At 66.0% G+C, this 21412-nt stretch carries 24 protein-coding genes and 1 pseudogene; 17 read left to right on the forward strand and 8 right to left on the reverse strand.

The genetic code is table 11. From position 1 onward, the window contains the following. The first annotated feature begins 53 nt into the window (after positions 1-53). The 3 genes from ACQ66H_RS00965 (at position 54) to ACQ66H_RS00975 (ending at position 2956) form a co-directional block, all read left to right on the forward strand. Entirely contained in the window at positions 54-1361 is a 1308-nt protein-coding gene (locus ACQ66H_RS00965) for a sensor histidine kinase (RefSeq protein ID WP_430432433.1), read from the forward strand. Continuing rightward, positions 1327-2049, forward strand: coding sequence for a response regulator transcription factor (locus tag ACQ66H_RS00970; RefSeq protein WP_430432434.1), 723 nt, complete (start codon positions 1327-1329; stop codon positions 2047-2049). The genes ACQ66H_RS00965 and ACQ66H_RS00970 overlap by 35 nt, the downstream gene beginning before the upstream one ends. A 301-nt stretch (positions 2050-2350) precedes the next feature. Beyond that, entirely contained in the window at positions 2351-2956 is a 606-nt protein-coding gene (locus ACQ66H_RS00975; protein ID WP_430432435.1) for a TetR/AcrR family transcriptional regulator, read from the forward strand. Positions 2957-2958: 2 nt separating this feature from the next. On the opposite strand, the gene ACQ66H_RS00980 is transcribed toward ACQ66H_RS00975, so the two are convergent. From ACQ66H_RS00980 to ACQ66H_RS01005, 6 genes are all read right to left on the reverse strand, one after another. After that, the gene (locus ACQ66H_RS00980) at positions 2959-3501 is read right to left on the reverse strand and encodes a hypothetical protein (protein ID WP_430432436.1); all 543 of its coding nucleotides are present in this window, start codon (positions 3499-3501) and stop codon (positions 2959-2961) included. Then, on the reverse strand, positions 3498-4631 hold the full coding sequence (locus ACQ66H_RS00985) for an NAD(P)/FAD-dependent oxidoreductase (RefSeq protein ID WP_430432437.1): 1134 nt from the start codon (positions 4629-4631) through the stop codon (positions 3498-3500). Before ACQ66H_RS00985 ends, ACQ66H_RS00980 begins: the two co-directional genes overlap by 4 nt. Positions 4632-4638: 7 nt before the next feature. Then, positions 4639-4896, reverse strand: a complete 258-nt coding sequence (locus ACQ66H_RS00990; RefSeq protein ID WP_430432438.1) for a sulfurtransferase TusA family protein — start codon at positions 4894-4896, stop codon at positions 4639-4641. A 15-nt stretch (positions 4897-4911) separates the two neighbouring features. Further along, positions 4912-5508 (reverse strand): OmpW/AlkL family protein, encoded by a 597-nt coding sequence (locus ACQ66H_RS00995; protein WP_430432439.1) that lies wholly within the window; start codon positions 5506-5508, stop codon positions 4912-4914. Positions 5509-5756: 248 nt separating this feature from the next. Beyond that, positions 5757-7028, reverse strand: a complete 1272-nt coding sequence (locus ACQ66H_RS01000; RefSeq protein WP_430432440.1) for an FCSD flavin-binding domain-containing protein — start codon at positions 7026-7028, stop codon at positions 5757-5759. Continuing rightward, positions 7025-7345, reverse strand: coding sequence for a c-type cytochrome (locus ACQ66H_RS01005; protein ID WP_020162948.1), 321 nt, complete (start codon positions 7343-7345; stop codon positions 7025-7027). The genes ACQ66H_RS01000 and ACQ66H_RS01005 overlap by 4 nt, the downstream gene beginning before the upstream one ends. Before the next feature lie 187 nt (positions 7346-7532). On the opposite strand from ACQ66H_RS01005, the gene ACQ66H_RS01010 reads away from it, so the two are divergent. From ACQ66H_RS01010 to ACQ66H_RS01060, 11 genes are all read left to right on the forward strand, one after another. Then, entirely contained in the window at positions 7533-7910 is a 378-nt protein-coding gene (locus tag ACQ66H_RS01010) for an ArsR/SmtB family transcription factor (protein ID WP_019915880.1), read from the forward strand. Between the two features lie 13 nt (positions 7911-7923). Continuing rightward, positions 7924-9255: a sulfite dehydrogenase gene (gene soxC, locus ACQ66H_RS01015; RefSeq protein ID WP_430432441.1), complete on the forward strand. Its 1332-nt coding sequence runs from the start codon at positions 7924-7926 to the stop codon at positions 9253-9255. Next, complete coding sequence (locus ACQ66H_RS01020) at positions 9239-10258, forward strand: c-type cytochrome (RefSeq protein ID WP_430432442.1); 1020 nt, start codon at positions 9239-9241, stop codon at positions 10256-10258. The genes soxC and ACQ66H_RS01020 overlap by 17 nt, the downstream gene beginning before the upstream one ends. A gap of 11 nt (positions 10259-10269) precedes the next feature. Continuing rightward, on the forward strand, positions 10270-10737 hold the full coding sequence (soxY, locus tag ACQ66H_RS01025) for a thiosulfate oxidation carrier protein SoxY (RefSeq protein WP_430432443.1): 468 nt from the start codon (positions 10270-10272) through the stop codon (positions 10735-10737). Positions 10738-10779: 42 nt separating this feature from the next. Further along, positions 10780-11094 carry a thiosulfate oxidation carrier complex protein SoxZ gene (gene soxZ, locus ACQ66H_RS01030; protein WP_020162952.1) on the forward strand — a complete coding sequence of 105 codons (315 nt, stop codon included), beginning with the start codon at positions 10780-10782 and terminating at the stop codon, positions 11092-11094. Positions 11095-11206: 112 nt separating this feature from the next. Further along, positions 11207-12022, forward strand: coding sequence for a sulfur oxidation c-type cytochrome SoxA (gene soxA / locus ACQ66H_RS01035; RefSeq protein ID WP_430432444.1), 816 nt, complete (start codon positions 11207-11209; stop codon positions 12020-12022). An 11-nt stretch (positions 12023-12033) separates the two neighbouring features. Then, positions 12034-12672, forward strand: coding sequence for a sulfur oxidation c-type cytochrome SoxX (gene soxX, locus ACQ66H_RS01040; protein WP_430432445.1), 639 nt, complete (start codon positions 12034-12036; stop codon positions 12670-12672). 7 nt (positions 12673-12679) lie between these two features. Beyond that, positions 12680-14404, forward strand: coding sequence for a thiosulfohydrolase SoxB (gene soxB, locus ACQ66H_RS01045; protein ID WP_430432446.1), 1725 nt, complete (start codon positions 12680-12682; stop codon positions 14402-14404). A 2-nt stretch (positions 14405-14406) separates the two neighbouring features. Beyond that, positions 14407-15372: an MBL fold metallo-hydrolase gene (locus ACQ66H_RS01050; RefSeq protein WP_430432447.1), complete on the forward strand. Its 966-nt coding sequence runs from the start codon at positions 14407-14409 to the stop codon at positions 15370-15372. After that, complete coding sequence (locus tag ACQ66H_RS01055) at positions 15369-15854, forward strand: thioredoxin fold domain-containing protein (protein ID WP_430432448.1); 486 nt, start codon at positions 15369-15371, stop codon at positions 15852-15854. Before ACQ66H_RS01050 ends, ACQ66H_RS01055 begins: the two co-directional genes overlap by 4 nt. Beyond that, positions 15851-16477 (forward strand): class I SAM-dependent methyltransferase, encoded by a 627-nt coding sequence (locus ACQ66H_RS01060; protein WP_430432449.1) that lies wholly within the window; start codon positions 15851-15853, stop codon positions 16475-16477. Before ACQ66H_RS01055 ends, ACQ66H_RS01060 begins: the two co-directional genes overlap by 4 nt. A 65-nt stretch (positions 16478-16542) precedes the next feature. Here ACQ66H_RS01060 and ACQ66H_RS01065 read toward each other — a convergent pair whose 3' ends face one another. Both ACQ66H_RS01065 and apbC read right to left on the reverse strand, forming a co-directional pair. Continuing rightward, positions 16543-16848, reverse strand: a complete 306-nt coding sequence (locus ACQ66H_RS01065) for a hypothetical protein (protein WP_430432450.1) — start codon at positions 16846-16848, stop codon at positions 16543-16545. A 38-nt stretch (positions 16849-16886) separates the two neighbouring features. Further along, positions 16887-17975, reverse strand: coding sequence for an iron-sulfur cluster carrier protein ApbC (apbC, locus tag ACQ66H_RS01070; RefSeq protein WP_430432451.1), 1089 nt, complete (start codon positions 17973-17975; stop codon positions 16887-16889). Positions 17976-18145: 170 nt separating this feature from the next. Between apbC and metG the strand changes: the two genes are divergently transcribed. From metG to ACQ66H_RS01085, 3 genes and pseudogenes are all read left to right on the forward strand, one after another. Further along, entirely contained in the window at positions 18146-20296 is a 2151-nt protein-coding gene (metG, locus tag ACQ66H_RS01075) for a methionine--tRNA ligase (protein ID WP_430432452.1), read from the forward strand. 13 nt (positions 20297-20309) lie between these two features. Further along, positions 20310-20602 (forward strand): annotated as a pseudogene (locus tag ACQ66H_RS01080) (acylphosphatase). 146 nt (positions 20603-20748) lie between these two features. Then, positions 20749-21195 (forward strand): hypothetical protein, encoded by a 447-nt coding sequence (locus ACQ66H_RS01085; protein WP_430432453.1) that lies wholly within the window; start codon positions 20749-20751, stop codon positions 21193-21195. The last annotated feature ends 217 nt before the right edge of the window (positions 21196-21412 follow it).

The following is a 21412-nucleotide window of genomic DNA, read 5'->3' on the forward strand; positions in this document are numbered from 1 at the left end:
GGCGCAGCCGAGGGATTTCCCTTAGCCGGTGTCGAATGCGCGGTGCATCAGGCATGAATTCGCTGACCGGCATCGGTCTGCTCGCCACGCTCGCGCTGGCCACCTCGTCGATATGGGCCCTGCGCACGCACCGGCAGCGACTGGCGGAGGCGGCGCAGACGATACGGACGCTGCAATCTGAGCGCGACGCGCTGGTGACGGCGCACGGCGAGGCCGAGGCGCGCCTGACGGCGAGCGAGCAACGGCTGCGTCTGCTGCTCGAATCCGAGCCGGAGTGCGTAAAGCTGCATACCTGCGATGGCAGCGTGCTGGAAATGAACCCGGCCGGTCTTGCCATGATGGACGCGCGGTTGACGGATCAGGTGATCGGTCGCTCCATCTTCTCCTTCATCGCCGAAGAGCATCGCCAGCCCTATATCGAACTGACCGAGCGGGTGTTCCGCGGCGAAAGCGGGCGACTGGAATTCCGCCTGACCAGCCTGCAAGGGCGTCTGCGTTGGATGGAAACCAGTGCGGCGCCGCTGCGCGACGAACATGGCCACATCATCGCGCTGCTCGGCGTCACCCGCGACATGACCGAAAGGCGCGCCGCCGAGGAACAGGACCGGCAGCACCTGTCCGCGCTCGCCCACGTGGTGCGCACCTGCACCATGGGCGAGATGGCGACCAATCTGGCGCACGAGCTGAACCAGCCGCTGGCGGCCATCGTCAATTACACGCGCGGGTCGCTGCGTCGCCTGCGCGCTCAGGCCGCAGCCGCACCGGAGGTGCTCGAATCGCTCGAACACGTGTGCACGCAGGCGGAGCGTGCCGCCGGCATCATCCGCAATCTGCGTACCTTCCTCGGCAAGCGTGAACCGGCGCTCACTGCGCTCGACCTCAACGACATCGTGCAGGCCACCAGCGCGCTGATCGGCTCGGAAGCGCGCGCGCACGGCGTGAGCATCCTGTTCTCGCCGGGAGCCGATCTGCCGGCTGCGCGCGGGTCGCGCATCGAAGTCGAGCAGGTGCTGCTGAACCTGATGCGCAACGCGATCGAGGCGATGACGACCGCCGCATCGCCGTGCCGCGAAATCCGCGTGTCCACGGGTCACGGAGACGATGGTTTCGCCTTCGTGGACATTGCCGACTCGGGGCCCGGCATCGACGGCGCCGACCCCGCTCGCATCTTCCAGCCCTTCTTTACCAGCAAGGACGAAGGCATGGGTATGGGTCTGCCGATCAGCCGCTCCATCATCGAAGCACACGGCGGACAACTCTGGCTCGCAAAGAACGACAACGACGGCGCGACCTTCCGGTTCACGCTGCAAACGGGGGAGACACTGCATGGACGGAACGGAACCGACGGTCTACGTGGTTGACGACGACGACGCGGTGTCGTCGTCGCTGTCCTGGTTGCTGGAGTCCATCGGACTCCGCGTCCGGACCTACCGCAACGCGCTCGACTTCATCGCCGCGATGGACGCCGATCCGTGGGGCTGTCTGGTGCTCGATGTACGCATGCCGGGCATGAGTGGCCTTGAGCTGCAGCAGCGGCTGCGCGATCGCGATGTCGGACTGCCGGTCATCTTCATCACCGGTCACGGTGGCGTGGCCAACGCGGTGAAGGCGATCAAGGCCGGCGCTTTCGACTTCCTGGAGAAGCCCTTCGACGACCAGACCCTGCTCGACCGCGTGCAGCAGGCCATCGGACTCAACAGTGAAACGCGCCGTTGCCGCAGCGCCCGCGCAGCACTGCTCGACCGCTACGCCAGCCTGACGCCACGCGAGCGCGAGGTGATGGATCTGGTGGTCGAGGGCCGGCCGAACAAGGTGATCGCACAGGTGCTCGGCCTGTCGAGCAAGACGGTGGAGGCGCACCGCGCGCACGTGATGGACAAGATGGCCGCCCGCTCGCTGACCGAGCTGGTGAAGCAGTCGCTGTGCATCCAGTCGCCGGACTCCGGCTGGATCGGCACCGGCACGAGCCTACCGCATGGCCGCGCGGGAAACCCCTTGGCGGAACAGGGAATCGACCGGATTTCCGCCTCCCGTGCCGCTCGGCCATAGTGGCGACATCCCGCGACCGAGCGCCCGGCCCTCCGCGCCGGTCGCGGGCACAAGAGTCGCGGCTCCGGTGCGTGCGTGCCCGCACCTGCCGGTTGACCGCACCGCATCGCGCACCGCGCAGCCCCCGCGTGGTGTCGCATCTCGACCGGGAAGAAGGGGAAACTTCCGCGGCGCGTGCGCCATATCGCCTCCGATGGCGCACGCCCCTGTTTTCACCGCGGCATCTGTCGTGCGACCGAGCCCACCACGCAGTCGCGCCTCGTGCTAGAAAGCGGTTGTCCACTCCGTCCGCGCCGCCCGCATGAGCCGCCCTTCCCGCAAGAACGAACTGCTCGACACTGCTCGCGACCTCGTCATGCGCAAGGGCTTCTCGGCGACGTCGGTGGATGAGATCTGCACGCTGTCGCAGATGACGAAGGGCGCCTTCTTCCATCACTTCAGCGACAAGGAAGGGTTCGGCCTCGCTCTGCTCGACCATTTCGAACAGGAGGGCCGGCTGCGCATGCAGGCCCATCTGCCGCTGCGCAAGCGCAGCGCACGCAGCCAGCTGCACGCCTACCTCGACCTGCTCGGCGACATGTACGGCGAAGACGCGCGCTTTCGCGAAGGCTGCCTGTTCGCCATCCTCGCCTACGAGTCGTCCGATCCGTCCTCTCCGCTGCGGCGGGCCTGCGCCGCCGCGCTGGAACGCTGGATGGAGGGCGCCCGCGCGCAGTTCGCGCAGATCATCGCGCTGCTGGACGCGCCACCTCCGGTGCGTGCCGACGATCTGGCCGAGCACCTGCTCGTGGTGATCGAGGGTGCGCTGGTCATGGGCCGCGTCCGCGACCCCGCCGTCGCGATCGCGCGGGCGCTGGCGCAGTTCCGGTCTTACGCCGAAGCCGCGCTCGGTCTCGGCGGGCGCTGAGTTCAGCCGCCGCGCGTACCGCGCGCCACCACGGCCAGCCAGTGCAGCGCATCCTGAGTGTCCGGGCGCATCAGCAGGCGGAACAGCGAAGCCGCTCCACCGGGCGACGCAGCGCCGGCGGCGCGCGCCGACCCGTCGTTCAGGGCCTGAAGCAGCGTCAGCAGCGCCGAGCGCTCCAGGCCGTCGTCGCGCGATGCCGCGCGCTCAAGACGATCGAGCAGACGGACCACGCCCGGACTGTTCAGCAGACGCAGCAGGCGCAGCGCACTGCCGACGAGATCCGAAGCGTCGGACACCATGTCGGGCGTGAAGCCATCTTCCATCAGTTCGAACACCCGCTGCAGGCCGTCCGCCTCCGCTGCGGCCGGCGCGCCGTCACCGCTGCGCCGGGCCTCATGCAGTTTCCAGGCGCGTATCGCTTCGGCGGCCAGGCGGTCGAGCGCGCCGCTCCGTGCCATATCCGCCAACACGCCCGGCGCCTCGGTCAGTCCGGCACGTTCACACCAGTCCTGGAGTGTGCGCCAGTCCTCAGCGCGGGCTGTCATGGAAAGCCTCTCAGCGACGACCAGTAGAGACGGTGATAGAAGGTCTTCGCCATGTGCATCGCGCGGCTGGGCGCGTGCGGGCGCGGCGGTTCAGCGTAGTTGAAGGCGGCGTAGGTGGCGCGGTCACGGCTGGTTTCGATGAAGCACAGCACCTTGCCGTCATAGCCATGGGTGTCGCCGCCGCCGCGTACGCGGGAGGCCAGGTTCGCGGCGATCACCTCGGCCTGGAAACGGGCCGTCGAGCCCGCCTTGCTCACCGGCAGATTGGTGGTGTCGCCGAGCACGAACACGTCGTCGCGCCCCTGCATGGTGAGCAGCCGCCGATGCGTCGGCACCCAGCCGCGCGGCCCCAGACCGCTGCGTTCGATCGCCTCCGCACCACGGTGCGGCGGAATGGCGATCAGCAGATCGTAGTTGACGCTCAGCCCCTCCTCGCTGTGCACCGTGCGCGTGGCACCATCGACCGCTGCGATGTTGAAGTAGGTCGCGCTGCGTATGCCGCGGCGGGCGAACTCGATGCGCGCCCACTCGGCCACCGCCTCGATCGAATGCAGGCGGCCGATCGGATAGGTGTAGAGCAGATCGACCCGCGGCGCGATACCCCGTCGCACGAACAGGTCCTGCAGCAGGAAAGTCAGTTCAAGCGGTGCCATCGGGCATTTGTGAGGGACGCCGGTGGTCACCACGACACGGCCGCCGTCGAAGGCCTGCAGAGCCTGAGCCAGCCTGAGTGCCGCCGCCTCGGTGTAGAAGCCATGCGCATTGTCGGCCAGGCCCGGCACCTCCTCCGGCGTCACCCGCGAGCCGGTGGCGATGACCAGCCAGTCGTAGCTGTAGGCATTGCCGCGGGCGCCCCGGACCTGCTTCGAGTCCGGCGCGAAGGCGACCACCTCGTCGATCAGCAGCGCGATGCGCGGATCGAGCAGCGCGCGCTGGTCGCGATACAACGCATCCACCGTGGTCTGTCCGAGCGCGAGATGCAGCAGTCCGGGCTGGTAGAGATGTCTTGGAGACGCTGAGAGCACCACCACATCCACCTCGCCGCGCTGCAGCTCCGGTGCCAGCAGCCTCGCCAGCCTGTTGGCCAGTATCGTGCCACCGATGCCGGCGCCGACGATCATGATGCGCATGCAGCCCCTAGCCACGCGTCTTCTCGACCATGATGTGCAGAACCCCCTGCTCGCTGCGGGTGAACACGTGACGCTGACCCACCTTGGCCAGCCACTCGGGGATCTCCCGTGCCGAACCGGGGTCGTCCGCCAGCACCAGCAGGAACTCTCCGCGCCGCGCGTGCTTGAGCGCCACGATCAGTTCCATCAGCGCGCCCGGGCAATGGCTGCCGCGCGCATCGACGACGACGGCCACGCCATCAGGCACTGGAGGGTCATCCCGCATGGCCGCCGCCGTCGCTCAGAAGCGCATGCCGAACGCAAGGCTGAACACGTCGGGATCGAGACCGATGCGTTCCACACGGGCGGGCGCTCCGGAGAAGCGCACGTCGGTTTCAAGATAGAACTTCTTGTAGTCCAGGTTGACGAAATAGCGCTCCGACACCGACCAGCTGACGCCGGCCTGAAGCACGAGGCCGGTATCGGACTTGAAGCGGGCGAGCTGGTCGAAGACCGGTCCTTCCTGGTCGAAGAACAGCGTGTGGTGCACGCCGACGCCGACATAGGGACGGAAGCGCCCTTCAGGCAGGAAATGCCACTGCGCCACGAGATTCAGCGGCGCCATCGAAGCCCGGCCCAGCGTGGCACCGCCGAGGCTGAAGCGGTGGCGCGCGATACCGGCTGCGGTATTCAGCGCGATCTGACGGGTCAGGAAATAGCTTGCGTTGATCACCGGCGTCACCCGGTCCGATGCGTTGACGCCCAGCACCGGTGAATCCATGTCCGCATTGACCGACATCAGTCCCAGACTGAGCTCCCAGTCACCTGCCGCCGCCTGCACCGCCACCGGCAGCGCAAGTGCGAATACCGTTACCGTCCGCTTGAGTACACGGCTCATCCTTCTTCCTCCTTGTCCTTGTTGTGGGCATGACTGCCTTGTTGTCCGTCGTGCGTGCACCGCTGCGGGCGCATCGCATGACACCGACAGTTCTACGCGGCGAGGAGGGCGGGGAAAATCCGGACGAGCACGCCCGGTATCGAGGGTTTCTACCCGGTCAATAGCGGGGGCGCGGCCGATGCGCGGACATGAAAAAAGGGCGGCTCCCCTTGTCGGAGAGCCGCCCCGGGGCGGAAAAGACGGCGCGATCAGACGAGCATGTCGGCCCAGATGTTCTTCGCCCAGGCCAGCGCGAACTTGCCTTCCATCTCGGTCGGGCCCGCGGACAGGCCGCCGGCGCCCTTGACCGGCTGCACCTGCTTGGTGGCCGGGTCGTAGGCGTGCACCGACGCCACGTGCACGACGTTGGACGCATCGACGAAGCTGTAGCATGTGTTCATCACCAGCGGCGAATCCGACGGCGGCTGACCGGCCATCAGGTTCACGATGGCGGCGGCAGCCAGCTTCGCGTGCTGGTTCGCCATATGGCCCGACTTCGGCATGGTCGGCGCCGGGAAGATGGCGTCGCCGAGCACGTGGATGTTCGGCGTGCTGGTCGATTCCATCGTCAGCCAGTTGATGTCCACCCAGCGGTTGTTGATCAGCTTCAGCCCCGATTTCGCCGCGATGTCGCCGGCGCGCTGCGGCGGCACCACGTTGAGCACGTCCGCCTTCACCTGATCGAACTCGAGGATGGCCGTACGGTTGCCGGCATCGACGTCGCGCAGCTCGCTCTGCGGGCGGTACTCGATGATGTCCTTGTAGTTGTCGGCCCAGGCCTTCAGGAACAGGCCCTTCTTCGACACGATCTCCTCGTTGGCATCGAGCACCAGCACCTTGGACTTCGGCTTCTTCGTCTTGAAGTAGTGCGCCACCATGCAAGCGCGTTCGTACGGTCCGGGCGGGCAGCGATAGGGCGCCTTCGGAATGGTCATCGCGAACACGCCGCCATCCGGCATCGCTTCGAGCTGCTTGCGCAGCGCCACGGTCTGCGGACCGGCCTTCCAGGCGTGCAGGATGGCCTGCTGCGCTGCGGCCGACTGCAGCCCGGGCAGCCCGTCGTACATGAAGTCCACGCCCGGCGACAGCACCAGCCTGTCGTAAGCGAGATCGCCGCCCTTTGCCAGCTTGACCACGCGCTTGTCGGCATCGACCGCGGTCACTTCGTCCTGCACCACCTTGATGCCGTACTTGGCGAGCCCTTCGTAGCCCACCGTGATGTCCGACAGCTGCTTCTCGCCAGCCAGCACCAGATTGGAGATCGGGCACGAAACGAAGGCGGCGTTGCGCTCGACCAGCGTCACGCGGATGCCGCCATTGCTCCACATCGAAATGTACTTGGCTGCAGTGGCGCCGCCGTAGCCGCCACCGACCACCACCACATGGCCCTTGCCCTTGCCGGCACCGGCGCAACCGTAGAGTGCCGCCATGGCCGACACGCCCAGCGTGCCCTGTATGAAACTGCGACGTCCGATGCTCATTTGCCACCTCCGGTCGGCGTGCGCGACGAGAAATAGTCCGCGATCAGTTCGAGCTGAGCCTCGGTATAGCCCTTCGAAATCTGGTGCATGATGGTTGCCGGCTTCTCGCCGTTGCGGAAAGCCTTCAGCGAATTGAGCATCTTGCCCTTGGGCATGCCCGCCAGCACTTCCATCCCACCGACGCTGTTGCCGTCGGTGCCGTGGCAGTTGGCACAGGTTGCAGCAAGATTGCGGCCGAGATTCGGATCCGCCGCATACACCGCCGTCGCGCTCAGCGACAGCAGTGCCAGAGTCAGCCCTGGCAATGTCTTGTTCAAGATTCTTTTCCTCCTCGGTATCTGCACTGGGGTTCCATTGCGTCCGTTCTGGCGCAGGCGCTCGTTGCGGACTATCGACACGCTAGACAAAAAACCGCGCACCCTCAAGTCAAAAGATCGATAAATTTTTTCTTGCAGATATGCGCAATCGCGCATATGCTCAATTCAAACGATATGAGGAGCAGCAATGGAACACGATCCGGAGCTGGACAAGGTATTCGAGTCGGTGGCCGATTACTTCGGACTGCTGGCCGAGCCGGCAAGGCTGAAAATCCTGCACTGCCTGTGCGATGGCGAGCGCTCTGTCGCCGACGTCGTCAGCCAGTCCGGTCTGAGCCAGACCAACACATCCCGCCATCTCAACATGCTGTACCGCGCCGGCATCGTCGGCCGCCGCAAGGACGGCAGCATGGTCTTCTACAAGCTGATCGACCCCAACTTTCCGTCGATCTGCCGCACCGTCTGCATCCAGATCGCGTCGGGCAGCGCGCTCAATCTGCCCAGCAAACCCAGCAAGGCCTCGCTGAAGAAGGTCGGCCGCGCGCTCGAAATCGCGTCCGAATAGTCACGGAGAAGACATGTCCCAGCCACCCGTCCGTCCGGGGCGCATCCGTCGCGCACCCGAAGGCTTTCTTACACCTGAACAGATAGGCGAGGTCGCCGCCGGTCGGCGCGATTTCCTGCGCAACGCGTTCGTCGCCGCGACTGCGGTGGCGGCCGGCACCGGTGCCGCGCGCGCTGCCGAGGGCGACCCGGCCATTCTGACGCTACCCGAGCACAGCACCACGCTGGGCCGCCCGGTGGCCGAGCGGCCGTATGGCACACCGTCGCAGTATGAATCCGGGTTGAAGCGCCGGGAGAGCCCGGGCCTGACCCGGGTCGCCGCCGCCTCGGTGTCGTTCGCGCCGCTGCAAGGTCTGTTCGGCATCATCACGCCGTCCGGCCTGCATTTCGAACGCCATCACCAGGGCTGGCACGACATCGATCCGGCACGTCACCGCCTGATGGTGAATGGTCTGGTGAAGGAAGCCCGCGTCTACACGATGGACGACCTGATGCGCCTGCCTTCGGTGTCGCGCATCCACTTCATCGAGTGCGGTGCCAACACCGGCATGGAGTGGGGCAATGTCGCGGTGCCCACCGTGCAGTACACGCACGGCATGCTGTCCTGTTCGGAATTCACCGGTGTGCCGCTTTCGGTGCTGCTCGACGACTGCGGCATCGACATGAAGCGCGCGAAATTCGTGCTGGCCGAAGGAGCCGACGGTTCGAGCATGACGCGCACCATCCCGCTCGACCGCGCGCTCGACGATGTGCTCGTCGCCTGGGGTCAGAACGGCGAGATGCTGCGTCCGGAGAACGGCTACCCGCTGCGCCTGGTGGTGCCGGGCATACAGGGCGTGTCCTGGGTGAAGTGGCTGCGCCGCATCGAGGTCGGCGATAAGCCCTGGGCCAGCAAGGACGAGGCGATCCACTACATCGACCTGCTGCCGGATGGCACCCACCGCCAATACACGTCGATCCAGGAGTGCAAGTCGGTCATCACCACGCCGTCGGGCGGACAGACCCTGCTCGACCGCGGCTTCCACAACATCTCCGGCCTCGCCTGGTCGGGCCGCGGCAAGATCAAGCGGGTGGATGTATCGACCGACGGCGGCCGCAACTGGCGCACCGCCCGGCTGGAAACACCGGTGCTGTCGAAGGCGCTCACCCGCTTCAACATCGACTGGGTGTGGGACGGCAGTCCGGCCATTCTGCAGTCACGCGCGATGGACGACACCGGCTATGTGCAGCCGAACTACGCGCAACTGCGCGAGGTGCGCGGCACGCGCTCGATCTATCACAACAACGCCATCCAGTCGTGGAAGCTGGCGGAAAGCGGAGACGTGAGCAATGTCCAGGTTTACTGAACTCGCCCTCGCTGCCGCACTCGCACTGAGCGCGGGCGCCACCCTTGCCGCCGGCAAGTACGAAGGCATCGGTCGCAGCGCCACGCCGGCCGAGGTGAAGGCCTGGGATATCGACGTACGCCCCGACTTCACCGGCCTGCCGCCCGGTTCCGGCTCGGTCGATCGCGGCATGGAGGTGTGGGAGAGCAAGTGCGCGTCCTGTCACGGTACCTTCGGCGAGAGCAACGAGGTGTTCACGCCCATCGTCGGCGGTACGACGAAGGAAGACATCGAGAAGGGCCGCGTCGGCGCCTATATCCGCGGTGACGCGCCGCAGCGCACGACGCTGATGAAAGTGGCCACCGTATCCACGCTGTGGGATTACATTCACCGTGCGATGCCGTGGAATGCACCGAAGTCGCTCAGCGCCGATGACACCTACGCCGTGCTTGCCTACATCCTGAATCTGGGTGAGATCGTGCCGGCCGATTATGTGCTGTCGGACAAGAACATCGCCGAAGTACAGAAGCGCATGCCCAACCGCAACGGCATGACGACGAAGCACGGGCTGTGGGACGTCAAAGGCAAGCCGGACGTGAAGAACGTCGCCTGCATGAAGAACTGCAAGACGCAGATCACTCTGGGCTCCAGCCTGCCCGACTACGCCCGCGATGCGCACGGCAATCTGGCCGAGCAGAACCGTGTGGTCGGCCCGGTGCGCGGCCAGAAGACGGGCGCTACTGCAGCGCCCGTCGCCAAGCCGCATGCGGCGCTCGAGTTGATGAAGAAGCACGGCTGCAGCGGCTGCCACGGTGTCGGCAGCAAGATACTCGGCCCGGCCTTCCGCGACGTTGCGCAGCGCTACAAGGACGACAAGGGTGCAGAATCCGGTCTCGCCGCCCGCATCAGGAATGGCGGCAGCGGCGCTTGGGGCGACGTCCCGATGCCGCCGCAAGCGCAGGTCAGCGATGCCGACGTCAGCGCGTTGGTGAAATGGATCTTGTCGGGTTCGCCCGAAAACTGAGGAGGAAGTAGATGAACTCGCAGCGAAGAGAAGCCCTGAAGTCCGGGGGCGCACTGGGCCTGTTCGGCGTGCTGGTTGCGGCGGGCCTGATCACGCCGGAAGTGGCGCAGGCAGCATGGGACAAGGCGGCATTCGACGCCAAGACGATGGACGACGCGCTCAAGGCGCTCGGCGCAGGCAAACCGGCCGACTCGAAGGACGTGCAGATCAATGCGCCCGACATCGCCGAGAACGGCGCCGTCGTGCCGGTCGCCGTCAAGAGCACGCTGCCGGGCACCGAGTTCATCGCCATCCTGATCGAGAAGAACCCGAGCATGCTGGCTGCCAGCTTCACGCTGCCCGAGGGCACAGCCGCCGACGTCAGCACGCGCGTCAAGATGGGTCAGACCTCGAACGTGTTCGCGCTGGTCAAGGCCGGTGGCAGCTTCTACATGGCCACCAAGGAAATCAAGGTGACACTGGGTGGTTGCGGCGGCTGAGCCCCGGACGTCCCCGACACCCGTACATTCAAGGAGCAAGACATGGCAGCAGGTCCGATGCGCATCCGCGCCGCCAGCAATGGCACCGAAACCGAAGTGAAGATCCTGATGAGCCACGACATGGAGACCGGCCAGCGCAAGGACGCGTCCGGTGCCCTGATCCCGGCGCACCACATCACCGAAATCACCGCCACCCACAATGGCCGCGTCGTGCTGGCCGGTCAGTTCGGCCCGGCAGTGTCGAAGAACCCTTACTTGCAGTTCAAGTTCAAGGGCGGCGCCAAGGGCGACAAGGTCAGCGTGAGCTGGGTGGACAACAAGGGCGAGAAGCGTACCGACGAAGTCGTCGTGTCCTGACGCCCCGACCGGCGTGCAGCGTCGGCGCACTCCACCAAAGAGACAGGACGACCTCACGAAGGTCAGTCCCGCATACAGTCGAGTCATCACACGCAGGACTGGAGGAAGAGATATGAAAGGCACCCGATACGCCACATGCGTTGCCGCATCGGCTCTGGCGCTGATGCTGCCGGCGATGCCGGCAGGCGCTGACGCCACCGCCGAAGGCATTGCCAAGTACCGCGAGGCACTGGCCGACGGCAACCCCGCCGAGCTGTGGGAAATGCAGGGCGAGGAGCTGTGGCGCACCGCGCGCGGCCCGAAGAACGCCTCGCTGGAGAAGTGCGACCTGGGCCAGGGCCCGGGCGTGGTGAAGGGCGCCTTCGTGACGCTGCCGCGCTACTTCGCCGACACCAAGCGGGTGCAGGACCTCGAATCCCGTCTGCTCACCTGCATGGAAACGCTGCAGGGCATTCCTGCGGACGAGGTCGCGAAGACGCCCTTCGGCAAGGGCGAGCAGAAGAGCATCGAGGCGCTGGTGGCGTGGATTTCCGCCGAGTCGCGCGGCATGAAGTTCAATGTGCCCACGTCGCATCCGGAAGAGAAGCGCATGTACGAGATCGGCAAGCGCGCCTTCAACTACCGTGGCGGCACGCATGATTTCGGTTGCGTCACCTGTCATGGCGAGGACGGCAAGCGCATCCGCCTGCAGGATCTGCCCAACCTGACCAAGGGCCCGGACGCCGCGCGCGGCTTCGGTGCGTGGCCGGCCTACCGCGTGTCGAGCGGCGAACTGTGGAGCATACAGCGCCGGCTGAACGACTGCTTCCGCCAGCAGCGCTTCCCCTATCCGCTGTATGGGTCCGACGTGACCATTGCGCTGTCAACCTATCTGGGGGTGACCGCCAACGGTGCCGGCGAGAGCACCGCGCCTTCGATCAAGCGCTGAGGAGACGACACATGAACACGACCTTGCGCAACACCGCACTCGCGCTCGCCACCCTCGCTACCGTCGCCGGCTGTGCCGGTGGCCGCCCGAGTGCCGAACAGCAGGCGGCGTATGACCGCGACACCGCGGAAGTGATGGCACGTTCGTTCCGCGAACAGGGCATCGTCAAGACTGACCGCCTGCAGCAGGACGAAGTGATGACCGCCTGCTCCAAGCACGGCCATCACATCGACGACGATCTGCGCGACCGCATCCAGGAAGGTGCGATGGCCGCCATCAAGTGGCCGTCCGACGGCAACTATCTCGGCGACTGGAAGGAGGGCGAGAAGATCGCGCAGAGTGGTCGCGGCCTGACCTGGAGCGACAAGGCGGGCGATGCCAATGGCGGCAACTGCTACAACTGCCACCGCATCACGAAGAAGGAAATTTCCTTCGGCACGATCGGCCCCAGCCTCTACCAGTACGGCAAGCTGCACGGCAACACCGAGGCGACGCAGAAATACGTGTGGGGCAAGATCTGGAACCCGAACGCCTATACCGCATGTACCAACATGCCGCGCTTCGGTGCGCACGCCATCCTCGACGAGAAGCAGATCCGCCACATCGTGGCCCTGCTGCTCGACCCGAAGTCGCCGGTCAACGCGGAGTGATGCGCCGATGAGCATGCACCGCCGCGAGTTCCTGCAGCTGCTGGCGCTGGCCGGCGCCGGCGGAATGACCTTGCACAGCGACTTTGCCCGCGCCGCGGCAGCGGCCGGGCAGATGTACGAGCTGCCGCGTTTCGGCAACGTGAGCCTGCTGCATTTCACCGACTGCCATGCGCAGCTGATGCCGATCCACTTCCGCGAGCCGGACGTGAATCTGGGCATCGGTGACATGGCCGGTCGCGCGCCGCATCTGGTCGGCGAGAAGCTGCTGAAGCAGTTCGGCATCGCGCCCGGCACGGCGCAGGCACACGCCTTCACCTATCTGGACTTCGCGCAGGCGGCGAAGACCTACGGCAAGGTCGGCGGCTTCGCCCATCTTGCGACGCTGGTGAAGCGCATGAAGGCCAGCCGGCCCGGCGCGCTGCTGCTCGACGGCGGCGACACCTGGCAGGGTTCGGGTCTGTCGCTATGGACGAAGGGCCAGGACATGGTCGATGCCTGCAAGCTGCTCGGCGTCAACGTGATGACCGGCCACTGGGAATTCACCTACGGCGCCGAGCGCGTGAAGCAGATCGTCGATGGCGACTTCGCCGGCAAGATCGACTTCGTCGCGCAGAACGTGAAGACCACCGACTTCGGCGACCAGGTGTTCCCGCCCTTCGTGATCAGGCAGATCAACGGCGTACTGGTGGCCATCGTCGGCCAGGCCTTCCCCTACACGCCGATCGCCAATCCGCGCTACTTCACGCCGGAATGGAGCTTCGGCATCAACGACGAGTCGATGCAGGAGCATGTCAACGCCGCCCGCGCCAAAGGCGCGCAGGTGGTGGTCGTGCTGTCGCACAACGGCATGGACGTCAACATCAAGATGGCTTCGCGCGTGCGCGGCATCGACGCCATCATGGGCGGCCACACGCACGACGGCGTGCCCGCACCGGTCATCGTGAAGAACGGCGGCGGCCAGACGCTGGTCACCAACGCCGGCTCCAACGGCAAGTTCCTCGGTGTGCTGGATTTCGACGTCAAGGGCGGCAAGGTGAGCGACTTCCGCTACCACCTGCTGCCGGTGTTCTCCAACCTGGTTCCGGCCGACGCCGACATGGCGGCGCTGCTGACGAAGATGCGCGCGCCGTATGAGGCGAAGCTGAACGAGAAGCTGGCGGTGACCGAAGGCCTGCTTTATCGCCGCGGCAACTTCAACGGCAGCTTCGACCAGCTCATCCTCGACGGGCTGATGAAGATGAAGGACGCCGAGATCGCGTTCTCGCCGGGCTTCCGTTGGGGCACCAGCCTGCTGCCGGGCGATGCCATCACGATGGAGAACCTGCTCGACCAGACCGCCATCACCTACCCGTACACGACGCTGACGCCGATGACCGGTGAATTCATCAAGACGGTGCTGGAAGACGTCTGCGACAACCTGTTCAACCCCGATCCGTACTACCAGCAGGGCGGCGACATGGTGCGCGTCGGCGGGCTGCAGTACCGCTGCGATCCGACCGCGAAGATGGGTAGTCGCATCAGCGGCATGACGCTCAACGGCAAGCCGCTCGAAGCGTCGAAGACCTATCGTGTCGCCGGCTGGGCGCCGGTGTCGGAAGAGGCGAAGAACGCCGGCGGCGAACCGATCTGGGATCTGATGGCGCGCTATCTGAAGGACGTGAAGACGGTGAAGCCGATCAAGCTCAACCTGCCCGAACTGCAGGGCGTGGCCGGCAACCCGGGGATGGCCTGACCATGCGCCCGCTCCTGCGTCGCCTGCTGCTTGCCGCCTGCGCACTCCTCCTCGCGCAGTTCGCAGCGGCGGGCGACGCACCCGCCTTGCGCGCACCGCTGAAGCCGGTACAGGTCGGCCCGCACAGCTGGTTCGTGCAGGGCGAATCGGGCCCGGCCAGCCTCGCCAACGAGGCGTTCAACTCGAATGCCGGCTTCGTCGTCACCGGCGACGGCGTGGTGGTGATCGACGCACTCGGCACACCCGCGCTGGGTCAGGCGCTGATCGCCGCGATACGCACGGTGACCGATCAGCCGATCAGGCGCGTACTGGTGACCCACTACCACGCCGATCATTTCTACGGCCTGCAGGCCTTCAAGGCGATCGGTGCCGATGTGTGGGCGCACCGCGCAGGGCGCGAGTACATCGAAGGCGAAGAGGGGCGCGCGCGGCTCGAACAGCGTCGGCGCGACCTCGACCCCTGGGTCAACGCCAACACGCGACTGGTCGGCGCCGATGTGTGGCTGGAGGGCGACACCAGCTTCCGCATGGGCGAAATCACTTTCGAGCTGGTCTACCTCGGCCCGGCGCACGCACCGGACGACATGGTCATCGTCGTGCGCGAGGACCGCGTCATCTACTCGGGCGACATCCTGTTCATTGGCCGCATCCCCTTCGTCGGCGACGCCGACAGCAAGCGCTGGCTCAGCACGATGGAGCAGCTGCTGGCAATGAAGCCGGGCACGCTGGTGACCGGCCACGGCCCGGCCTCGACCGATCCGTTGCGCGATCTCGGCATGACCCGCGACTACATCGGCTACCTGCGGGAGCAGATGGGCCGCGCCGTCGCCGAGTTCATGCCCTTCGATGAGGCTTACGCCCGCACCGACTGGAGCCGCTGGGAAAAGATGCCGGCCTTCGATGCCGCCAATCGCATCAATGCCTATGGCACTTTCCTGCGCATGGAACAGGAGGCGCTCGGCAAATGAAGTGGCGCGCCCTCATCGCTGCCGCTGCACTGGTCGTCTGTCCGGCGCTGGCCGCCAAGCCTGCGCGCACGGCCGGCACGGCGCTGCCGGTGCTGGTGCACGCGGCGAACGACGCGCGCGAGGCGGCCAATCCGGGCGTGGTATTCGTCGTGCTGTTCTCCTTGCCCGGCTGCCACTACTGCGAAGAGGTGCGCAGCCACTACCTGGCGCCGCTGGCGCGCGACGCGGCCAATCGTGGCCGACTGGTGGTGCGCGAGATCGACCTGAACAGCGCACGCGCGCTGACTGATTTCGACGGCACCTCGACCACGCAGGCGGCATTTGCCAGACGGCTCAAGGTGCAGTTTGCACCCACCGTGCTGTTCCTCGACGCGCGGGGCCAGCAGGTCGCTTCGCCGTTGATCGGCGCCGGTAAGGCGGATTTCTACGGCGCCTACCTGGACGATGCGATCTCCACCGGGCTGAAGGCCGCCGCGCGATGAACGACGTCACCAAATCGCACTGGGAGAACATCTACACGCACAAGGCGCCCGATGTCGTGAGCTGGTTCCAGCCGCATGCTGAACACTCGCTGGCGCTGATCGCCCGCGCCGGCCTCGCGCGCGATGCGGCGATCATCGATGTCGGCGGCGGCGCATCGACCCTGGTCAACGATCTGCTGGCGCGTGGCTATCACGACCTCACCGTACTCGATCTGTCCGCTGTCGCGCTGGCTGCGGCGCAGGCGCGGCTCGGCGACGACGCGCGACGGGTGAGCTGGGTCGAGGCGGACATCACCGCGGTCGATCTGCCGCGCCAGCGCTACGACCTCTGGCACGACCGCGCGGTCTTCCATTTCCTGACCGATGCGGCGCAGCGACACGCCTATGTCGAACGGGTGTTGCAGTCGGTGAAGCCGGGCGGTCACGTCATCGTCGCCACCTTCGCAGAAGACGGGCCGGATCGCTGCAGCGGGCTGCCGGTCATGCGCTACGGCGCCGAAACGCTGCACGCCGAATTCGGCGCGCCGTTCGAACTGCTGGAACACAGCCACGAAACGCACCATACGCCGGGCGGCGTCGTACAGCAGTTCGTCTATTGCTACTGCCGGCGCTCGGCGAGCTGAACCAAGGTCTTTTGCCCTTGAATCGCGCGCTGCAAACGCGGTTCGCGCCTCAAGGGCAACAGACCCTAGCGGAACTTGTAGAAGCGCTTGTTCAGATAGGCGACGACATGCGCCTCGTCTTCCGGAAACCAGCCGGTATTGAGTTGCGAATTGCATACGCTGACCTGGGTGGCCAGCTGCGCCAGTGAATGGACGCGGCGGTCGCTGCGCAGGTAGATCTGGGTTCCGTCGCCGCCGCCATAACGATCGTCGTGGCAGCTTTCGCACTGCGCTTCGGTCACCAGTTCTCCGCCCTTGACCGGGTCGGCCGCCTGCAGATAGGCGGGCAGCGCGCTACAGGATGCAAGTACAAGCAGTTTCAGCAGCTTCATCCGGACTCTCCCACGCGACCGCCCGGCGGGCGGCTCGATCAGGTGTTCTGCACGACGATGCTCGGGAACTTGGCCGTCATGTCCTTCGCCTTGTCGGCGATCTTGACGGCCACCTTGCGTGCGATGTCGCGATAGATTTCGGCGACGCGCCCATCCGGGTCGGACACCACGGTGGGCTTGCCGGAATCCGCCTGCTCGCGGATCTGCATCGCCAGCGGCAGCGAACCGAGCACTTCCAGATCGTAGTCGGCTGCCATGCGTGCGCCGCCGCCCTCGCCGAATATGTGCTCTTCGTGGCCGCACTTGGAACAGGTGTGCAGGCTCATGTTCTCGACGATGCCGAGGATGGGGATGCCCACCTTCTCGAACATCTTCAGACCCTTGCGCGCGTCGAGCAGCGCGATGTCCTGCGGCGTCGTGACGATGACCGCACCGGTCACCGGCACCTTCTGCGCCAGGGTGAGCTGGATGTCGCCGGTGCCTGGCGGCATGTCGATCACCAGGTAGTTGACGTCGTCCCAGCGGGTTTCGGTCAGCAGCTGTTCCAGCGCCGAGGTCACCATCGGACCGCGCCACACCATCGGCGTTTCGACGTCGATCAGGAAGCCGATCGACATGGCCTGGATGCCGTAGGCGGTCATCGGCGCCAGCGACTTGCCGTCCGGCGATTCAGGACGGCCGGTGATGCCCAGCATCTGCGGCTGCGACGGGCCGTAGATGTCGGCGTCGAGCAGGCCGACGGTCGCACCTTCGGCGGCCAGCGCCAGTGCCAGGTTCACTGCGGTGGTGCTCTTGCCGACGCCGCCCTTGCCGGAGGCGACGGCGATGATGTTCTTGACGCCGGGCAGCAGCTTCACGCCGCGCTGTACCGCGTGCGACACGATCTTCTGCGTCACGCTGACGCTGACGTTGCCGACACCCGGAATCGCGCGCAGACAGGCGATGGCGAGGCGGCGCAGATGGTCCATCTGACTTTTCGCCGGATAGCCCAGTTCGATATCGACCGACACGTCGGCGCCGTCGATGCGGATGTTCCGCGCGCTGCGCGTGCTGACGAAATCCTTGCCGGTATTCGGGTCTATCAGTTCCTTGAGCGCGCTCTGGACCTGGGCTTCGGTGATGGACATGGACAACTCCGTACGCTGGGCAGCCGCCGTCGCGCCTCGTGCGCGCCTGCCGCGGAATACCCGATTAATTTACTAAAGTATAACCGATACACCCGCGCCCCGTGGCGCAGCCGCATGCGAGCAGTAGAATTGCGGGTTTCCCCGCTCTGGCCGTCATTTCGCCCTCCATCATGTCCCGCCGCCGCCTGCTCGTCACCAGCGCCCTGCCTTACGCCAACGGCGCCATCCACCTCGGCCACCTGGTCGAATACATCCAGACCGATATCTGGGTGCGCTTCCAGCGCATGCGCGGGCACGAGGTGCATTACGTCGGCGCCGACGACCAGCACGGCACGCCCATCATGCTGCGCGCCGAGAAGGAAGGCATCACGCCGCGCCAGCTGGTCGAGCGCGTGCTGCACGAACATGCCCGCGACTTCTTCGGCGGCCTCGACGTGCAGGCTGCGTGGAAGAAGGGCGCCGGCGACCTGGGCGGCTTCCTGGTCAGTTTCGACAACTACCACCAGACCGATTCCGACGAGAACCGCGCCTTCTGCGAAGACATCTACGCCAAGCTGAAGGCTGGCGACCTGATCGCCCAGCGCTCGGTCGAGCAGTTCTACGACCCGGTCAAGGAAATGTTCCTGCCGGACCGTTTCATCAAGGGCGAGTGCCCGAAGTGTTCGGCCAAGGACCAGTACGGTGACTCCTGCGAAGTGTGCGGCGCCACGTACGCGCCGACCGAACTGAAGAACGCCTATTCGGTGGTGTCGGGCGCGGCGCCAGAGCGGCGCGCCAGCGAACACTATTTCTTCCGGCTGTCGGCGCCGCAGTGCGAGAACTTCCTGCGCGACTTCACCCAGGGCTCGAACCGGCTGCAGCCGGAAGCGGCGAATAAGATGAAGGAATGGCTGGGCGAGCCGGGCGACAACCGCCTGTCCGACTGGGACATCTCGCGCGACGCGCCCTATTTCGGCTTTCGCATTCCGGGCACCGACAACAAGTTCTTCTATGTCTGGCTGGACGCGCCGGTCGGCTATTTCGGCAGCTTCCGCAACTACGTGGCGAAGCAGAAGGCGCTCGGCCACGACATCAGCGAGGCGGACTTCCTCGACGCCGCGGGTGCGAAAGCCGCCGGCACCGAAATGGTCCATTTCATCGGCAAGGACATCCTGTACTTCCACGCGCTGTTCTGGCCGGCCATGCTGGAGCACTCCGGCTATCGCACGCCGACCCAGATCAACGCGCACGGCTTCCTGACCGTCAATGGCGAGAAGATGAGCAAGAGCCGCGGCACCTTCATCACCGCGCAGAGCTACCTCGACCTCGGCCTGAATCCGGAATGGCTGCGCTACTACTACGCCGCCAAGCTCAACGGCTCGATGGAAGACATCGATCTGAACCTCGACGACTTCGTCGCCCGGGTGAACTCGGATCTGATCGGCAAGTACATCAATATCGCCAGCCGTTGCGCCGGCTTCATCAGTAAGCGCTTCGCCGGCACGCTGTCGGCGCCGACCGTACCGTTCCACTGGCACGAGGCGTCGATCCGCGACGCCTACGAGTCGCGCGACTACGCCCGCGCGCTGCGCGAAGTGATGGCCTGCGCCGACCAGGCCAACGTGTTCGTGAACGACCACGCGCCCTGGGTGCTGGCCAAGCAGGACGGGCAGGACGACAAGCTGCAGTCGGTGTGCAGCACCGCGCTCGAACTGTTCCGCCAGCTGTCGGTGCTGCTCAAGCCGGTGCTGCCGCACCTGGTCGCCGAGGTCGAGCGCTTCCTGAACATCGCGCCGCTGGGCTGGGACGACTTCGGCTCGACCCTCAAGGCCGGCCACAGCATCAACGAATACAAGCACCTGATGACCCGCATCGACCCCAAGCAGGTGGTCGCGCTGGTCAACGCCAACAAGGAATCCCTGGTGAACACGCAAGCCCCTGCCGCCGTGCCGGCCAAGACCGAACCTCCGAAGAAGGTTGAAACCCCGGCGGCCGACGTCGGTGCCCACATCTCGATCGATGATTTCTCCAAGGTCGAACTGCGCATCGCAAGAGTCGTCGCTGCCGACCATGTCGAAGGCGCGGACAAGCTGCTGCGTCTGCAACTGGACATCGGCGAGGAGCGCCCGCGTCAGGTGTTCGCCGGCATCAAGTCGGCCTACGACCCGGCGCTGCTGGTCGGTCGGCTGACCGTGATGGTGGCCAATCTGGCGCCGCGCAAGATGAAGTTCGGCATGTCGGAAGGCATGGTACTGGCCGCCTCCGACGACAAGGGCGAGGTGCCGGGTCTGTTCATCCTGTCGCCCGATTCCGGCGCGCAGCCCGGCATGCGCGTCAAGTAAGCAGCGCGCGGCGATGGACGACAGCGAGGTCGAAGCCCTGCATTTCGCGATCAGCGGTCGTGTGCAGGGCGTGTTTTTCCGCGCGTCCATGGTCGAGGAAGCGCGTCGCCTCGGACTGACCGGCTGGGTGCGCAATCGCCGCGACGGCTCGGTCGAGGCTTATGCCGTCGGTCACCGGCGGCACTCGATGCGCTGGTGGCGTGGGCCGAGACCGGCCCGCCGGCCGCCCGTGTCAACGCATGCGTCGTGTCGCCAGCAGAGGCCGACGCCGCACTGCACGACTTCACGCAAGCCGCCACGGTCTGAGCTTTCGCCCGCAAACCACCCGGCAAACCCGCGCCACTTGGTGCACTGCCGCCATGGCAGCGCGTCATGACTTCCTTTCCGCACAGGTCTAGCTTTCACATCAGGCGCGCACATGGACGCGACCCACACATGTGGAGGAGACAACCATGCTGCCAACGGAGGAAGCGTGTTTCCGCGCTGTGTTGCGCGCCTGCCAGGATCACGCCGACGCGATGCTCGCGTGCGGCAGCCCGCCGCGACCGACTGCGCTGATGGCGCAGCTGGATCACGGGCGCATCACCGACGCCGCGCTGGCCCGCATGGACATGCTGGACGAGGCGTCGGTGGTGCGTTTCGTGCAGGAAACCATCGCTGAGCCGGGCATCGATGTGATCGGCCTGAGCTGCGTGCTGCGGCTGGCCGAGTTCGACGACGACGCGCCGGATTCGCCGCCGGTCACGCGCGACGTGGTGCTCATCTATCTGGTGTCCAAGGACCGCGAAACCTGGGTCGCCAACGACATCGACGGCGACAGCCGTCGCCTCGCCCGTGGCACGCTGGACCTCAGCCGCGGCAGCAATACCTTCATTGCAGCCCCCGCGCTGACCCACTGAATGCGCGGCTTCCGCCGCGTTTCGCCCGGCAGCGGGTGCCCATTCGCCCTGCATGGCGTCTAACCCTGTGGAACACCGCTTCCCACGTCGTAAACCCGTACAACCGCCCGGAAAGTGAAGCGCACGCGCGGCTGACGCCCTGCCTCGCGCAGGGTGCGGCGATACCGCCCGACTTGCTGTCAGGCGCGACGCTGCCAAGCCGCCCGATGGTCGGTAC

The sequence above is a fragment of the Methyloversatilis sp. genome, from assembly GCF_965284615.1.
Classification (GTDB): Bacteria; Pseudomonadota; Gammaproteobacteria; order Burkholderiales; family Rhodocyclaceae; genus Methyloversatilis.

What these genes read in the sequence shown, in the direction of transcription:
- ACQ66H_RS01085 (WP_430432453.1), top strand. Translation starts at nt 20,749, where the DNA reads ATGCTGCCAACGGAGGAAGCGTGTTTCCGCGCTGTGTTGCGCGCCTGC.
- ACQ66H_RS00975 (WP_430432435.1), top strand. Translation starts at nt 2,351, where the DNA reads ATGAGCCGCCCTTCCCGCAAGAACGAACTGCTCGACACTGCTCGCGAC.
- ACQ66H_RS01020 (WP_430432442.1), top strand. Translation starts at nt 9,239, where the DNA reads ATGTCCAGGTTTACTGAACTCGCCCTCGCTGCCGCACTCGCACTGAGC.
- soxB (WP_430432446.1), top strand. Translation starts at nt 12,680, where the DNA reads ATGAGCATGCACCGCCGCGAGTTCCTGCAGCTGCTGGCGCTGGCCGGC.
- ACQ66H_RS01055 (WP_430432448.1), top strand. Translation starts at nt 15,369, where the DNA reads ATGAAGTGGCGCGCCCTCATCGCTGCCGCTGCACTGGTCGTCTGTCCG.
- soxY (WP_430432443.1), top strand. Translation starts at nt 10,270, where the DNA reads ATGAACTCGCAGCGAAGAGAAGCCCTGAAGTCCGGGGGCGCACTGGGC.
- ACQ66H_RS00995 (WP_430432439.1), bottom strand. Translation starts at nt 5,508, where the DNA reads ATGAGCCGTGTACTCAAGCGGACGGTAACGGTATTCGCACTTGCGCTG.
- soxX (WP_430432445.1), top strand. Translation starts at nt 12,034, where the DNA reads ATGAACACGACCTTGCGCAACACCGCACTCGCGCTCGCCACCCTCGCT.
- soxC (WP_430432441.1), top strand. Translation starts at nt 7,924, where the DNA reads ATGTCCCAGCCACCCGTCCGTCCGGGGCGCATCCGTCGCGCACCCGAA.
- ACQ66H_RS01000 (WP_430432440.1), bottom strand. Translation starts at nt 7,028, where the DNA reads ATGAGCATCGGACGTCGCAGTTTCATACAGGGCACGCTGGGCGTGTCG.
- soxA (WP_430432444.1), top strand. Translation starts at nt 11,207, where the DNA reads ATGAAAGGCACCCGATACGCCACATGCGTTGCCGCATCGGCTCTGGCG.
- soxZ (WP_020162952.1), top strand. Translation starts at nt 10,780, where the DNA reads ATGGCAGCAGGTCCGATGCGCATCCGCGCCGCCAGCAATGGCACCGAA.
- ACQ66H_RS00990 (WP_430432438.1), bottom strand. Translation starts at nt 4,896, where the DNA reads ATGCGGGATGACCCTCCAGTGCCTGATGGCGTGGCCGTCGTCGTCGAT.
- ACQ66H_RS01050 (WP_430432447.1), top strand. Translation starts at nt 14,407, where the DNA reads ATGCGCCCGCTCCTGCGTCGCCTGCTGCTTGCCGCCTGCGCACTCCTC.
- ACQ66H_RS01010 (WP_019915880.1), top strand. Translation starts at nt 7,533, where the DNA reads ATGGAACACGATCCGGAGCTGGACAAGGTATTCGAGTCGGTGGCCGAT.
- ACQ66H_RS00970 (WP_430432434.1), top strand. Translation starts at nt 1,327, where the DNA reads ATGGACGGAACGGAACCGACGGTCTACGTGGTTGACGACGACGACGCG.
- ACQ66H_RS01065 (WP_430432450.1), bottom strand. Translation starts at nt 16,848, where the DNA reads ATGAAGCTGCTGAAACTGCTTGTACTTGCATCCTGTAGCGCGCTGCCC.
- apbC (WP_430432451.1), bottom strand. Translation starts at nt 17,975, where the DNA reads ATGTCCATCACCGAAGCCCAGGTCCAGAGCGCGCTCAAGGAACTGATA.
- ACQ66H_RS01060 (WP_430432449.1), top strand. Translation starts at nt 15,851, where the DNA reads ATGAACGACGTCACCAAATCGCACTGGGAGAACATCTACACGCACAAG.
- metG (WP_430432452.1), top strand. Translation starts at nt 18,146, where the DNA reads ATGTCCCGCCGCCGCCTGCTCGTCACCAGCGCCCTGCCTTACGCCAAC.
- ACQ66H_RS00980 (WP_430432436.1), bottom strand. Translation starts at nt 3,501, where the DNA reads ATGACAGCCCGCGCTGAGGACTGGCGCACACTCCAGGACTGGTGTGAA.
- ACQ66H_RS00985 (WP_430432437.1), bottom strand. Translation starts at nt 4,631, where the DNA reads ATGCGCATCATGATCGTCGGCGCCGGCATCGGTGGCACGATACTGGCC.
- ACQ66H_RS00965 (WP_430432433.1), top strand. Translation starts at nt 54, where the DNA reads ATGAATTCGCTGACCGGCATCGGTCTGCTCGCCACGCTCGCGCTGGCC.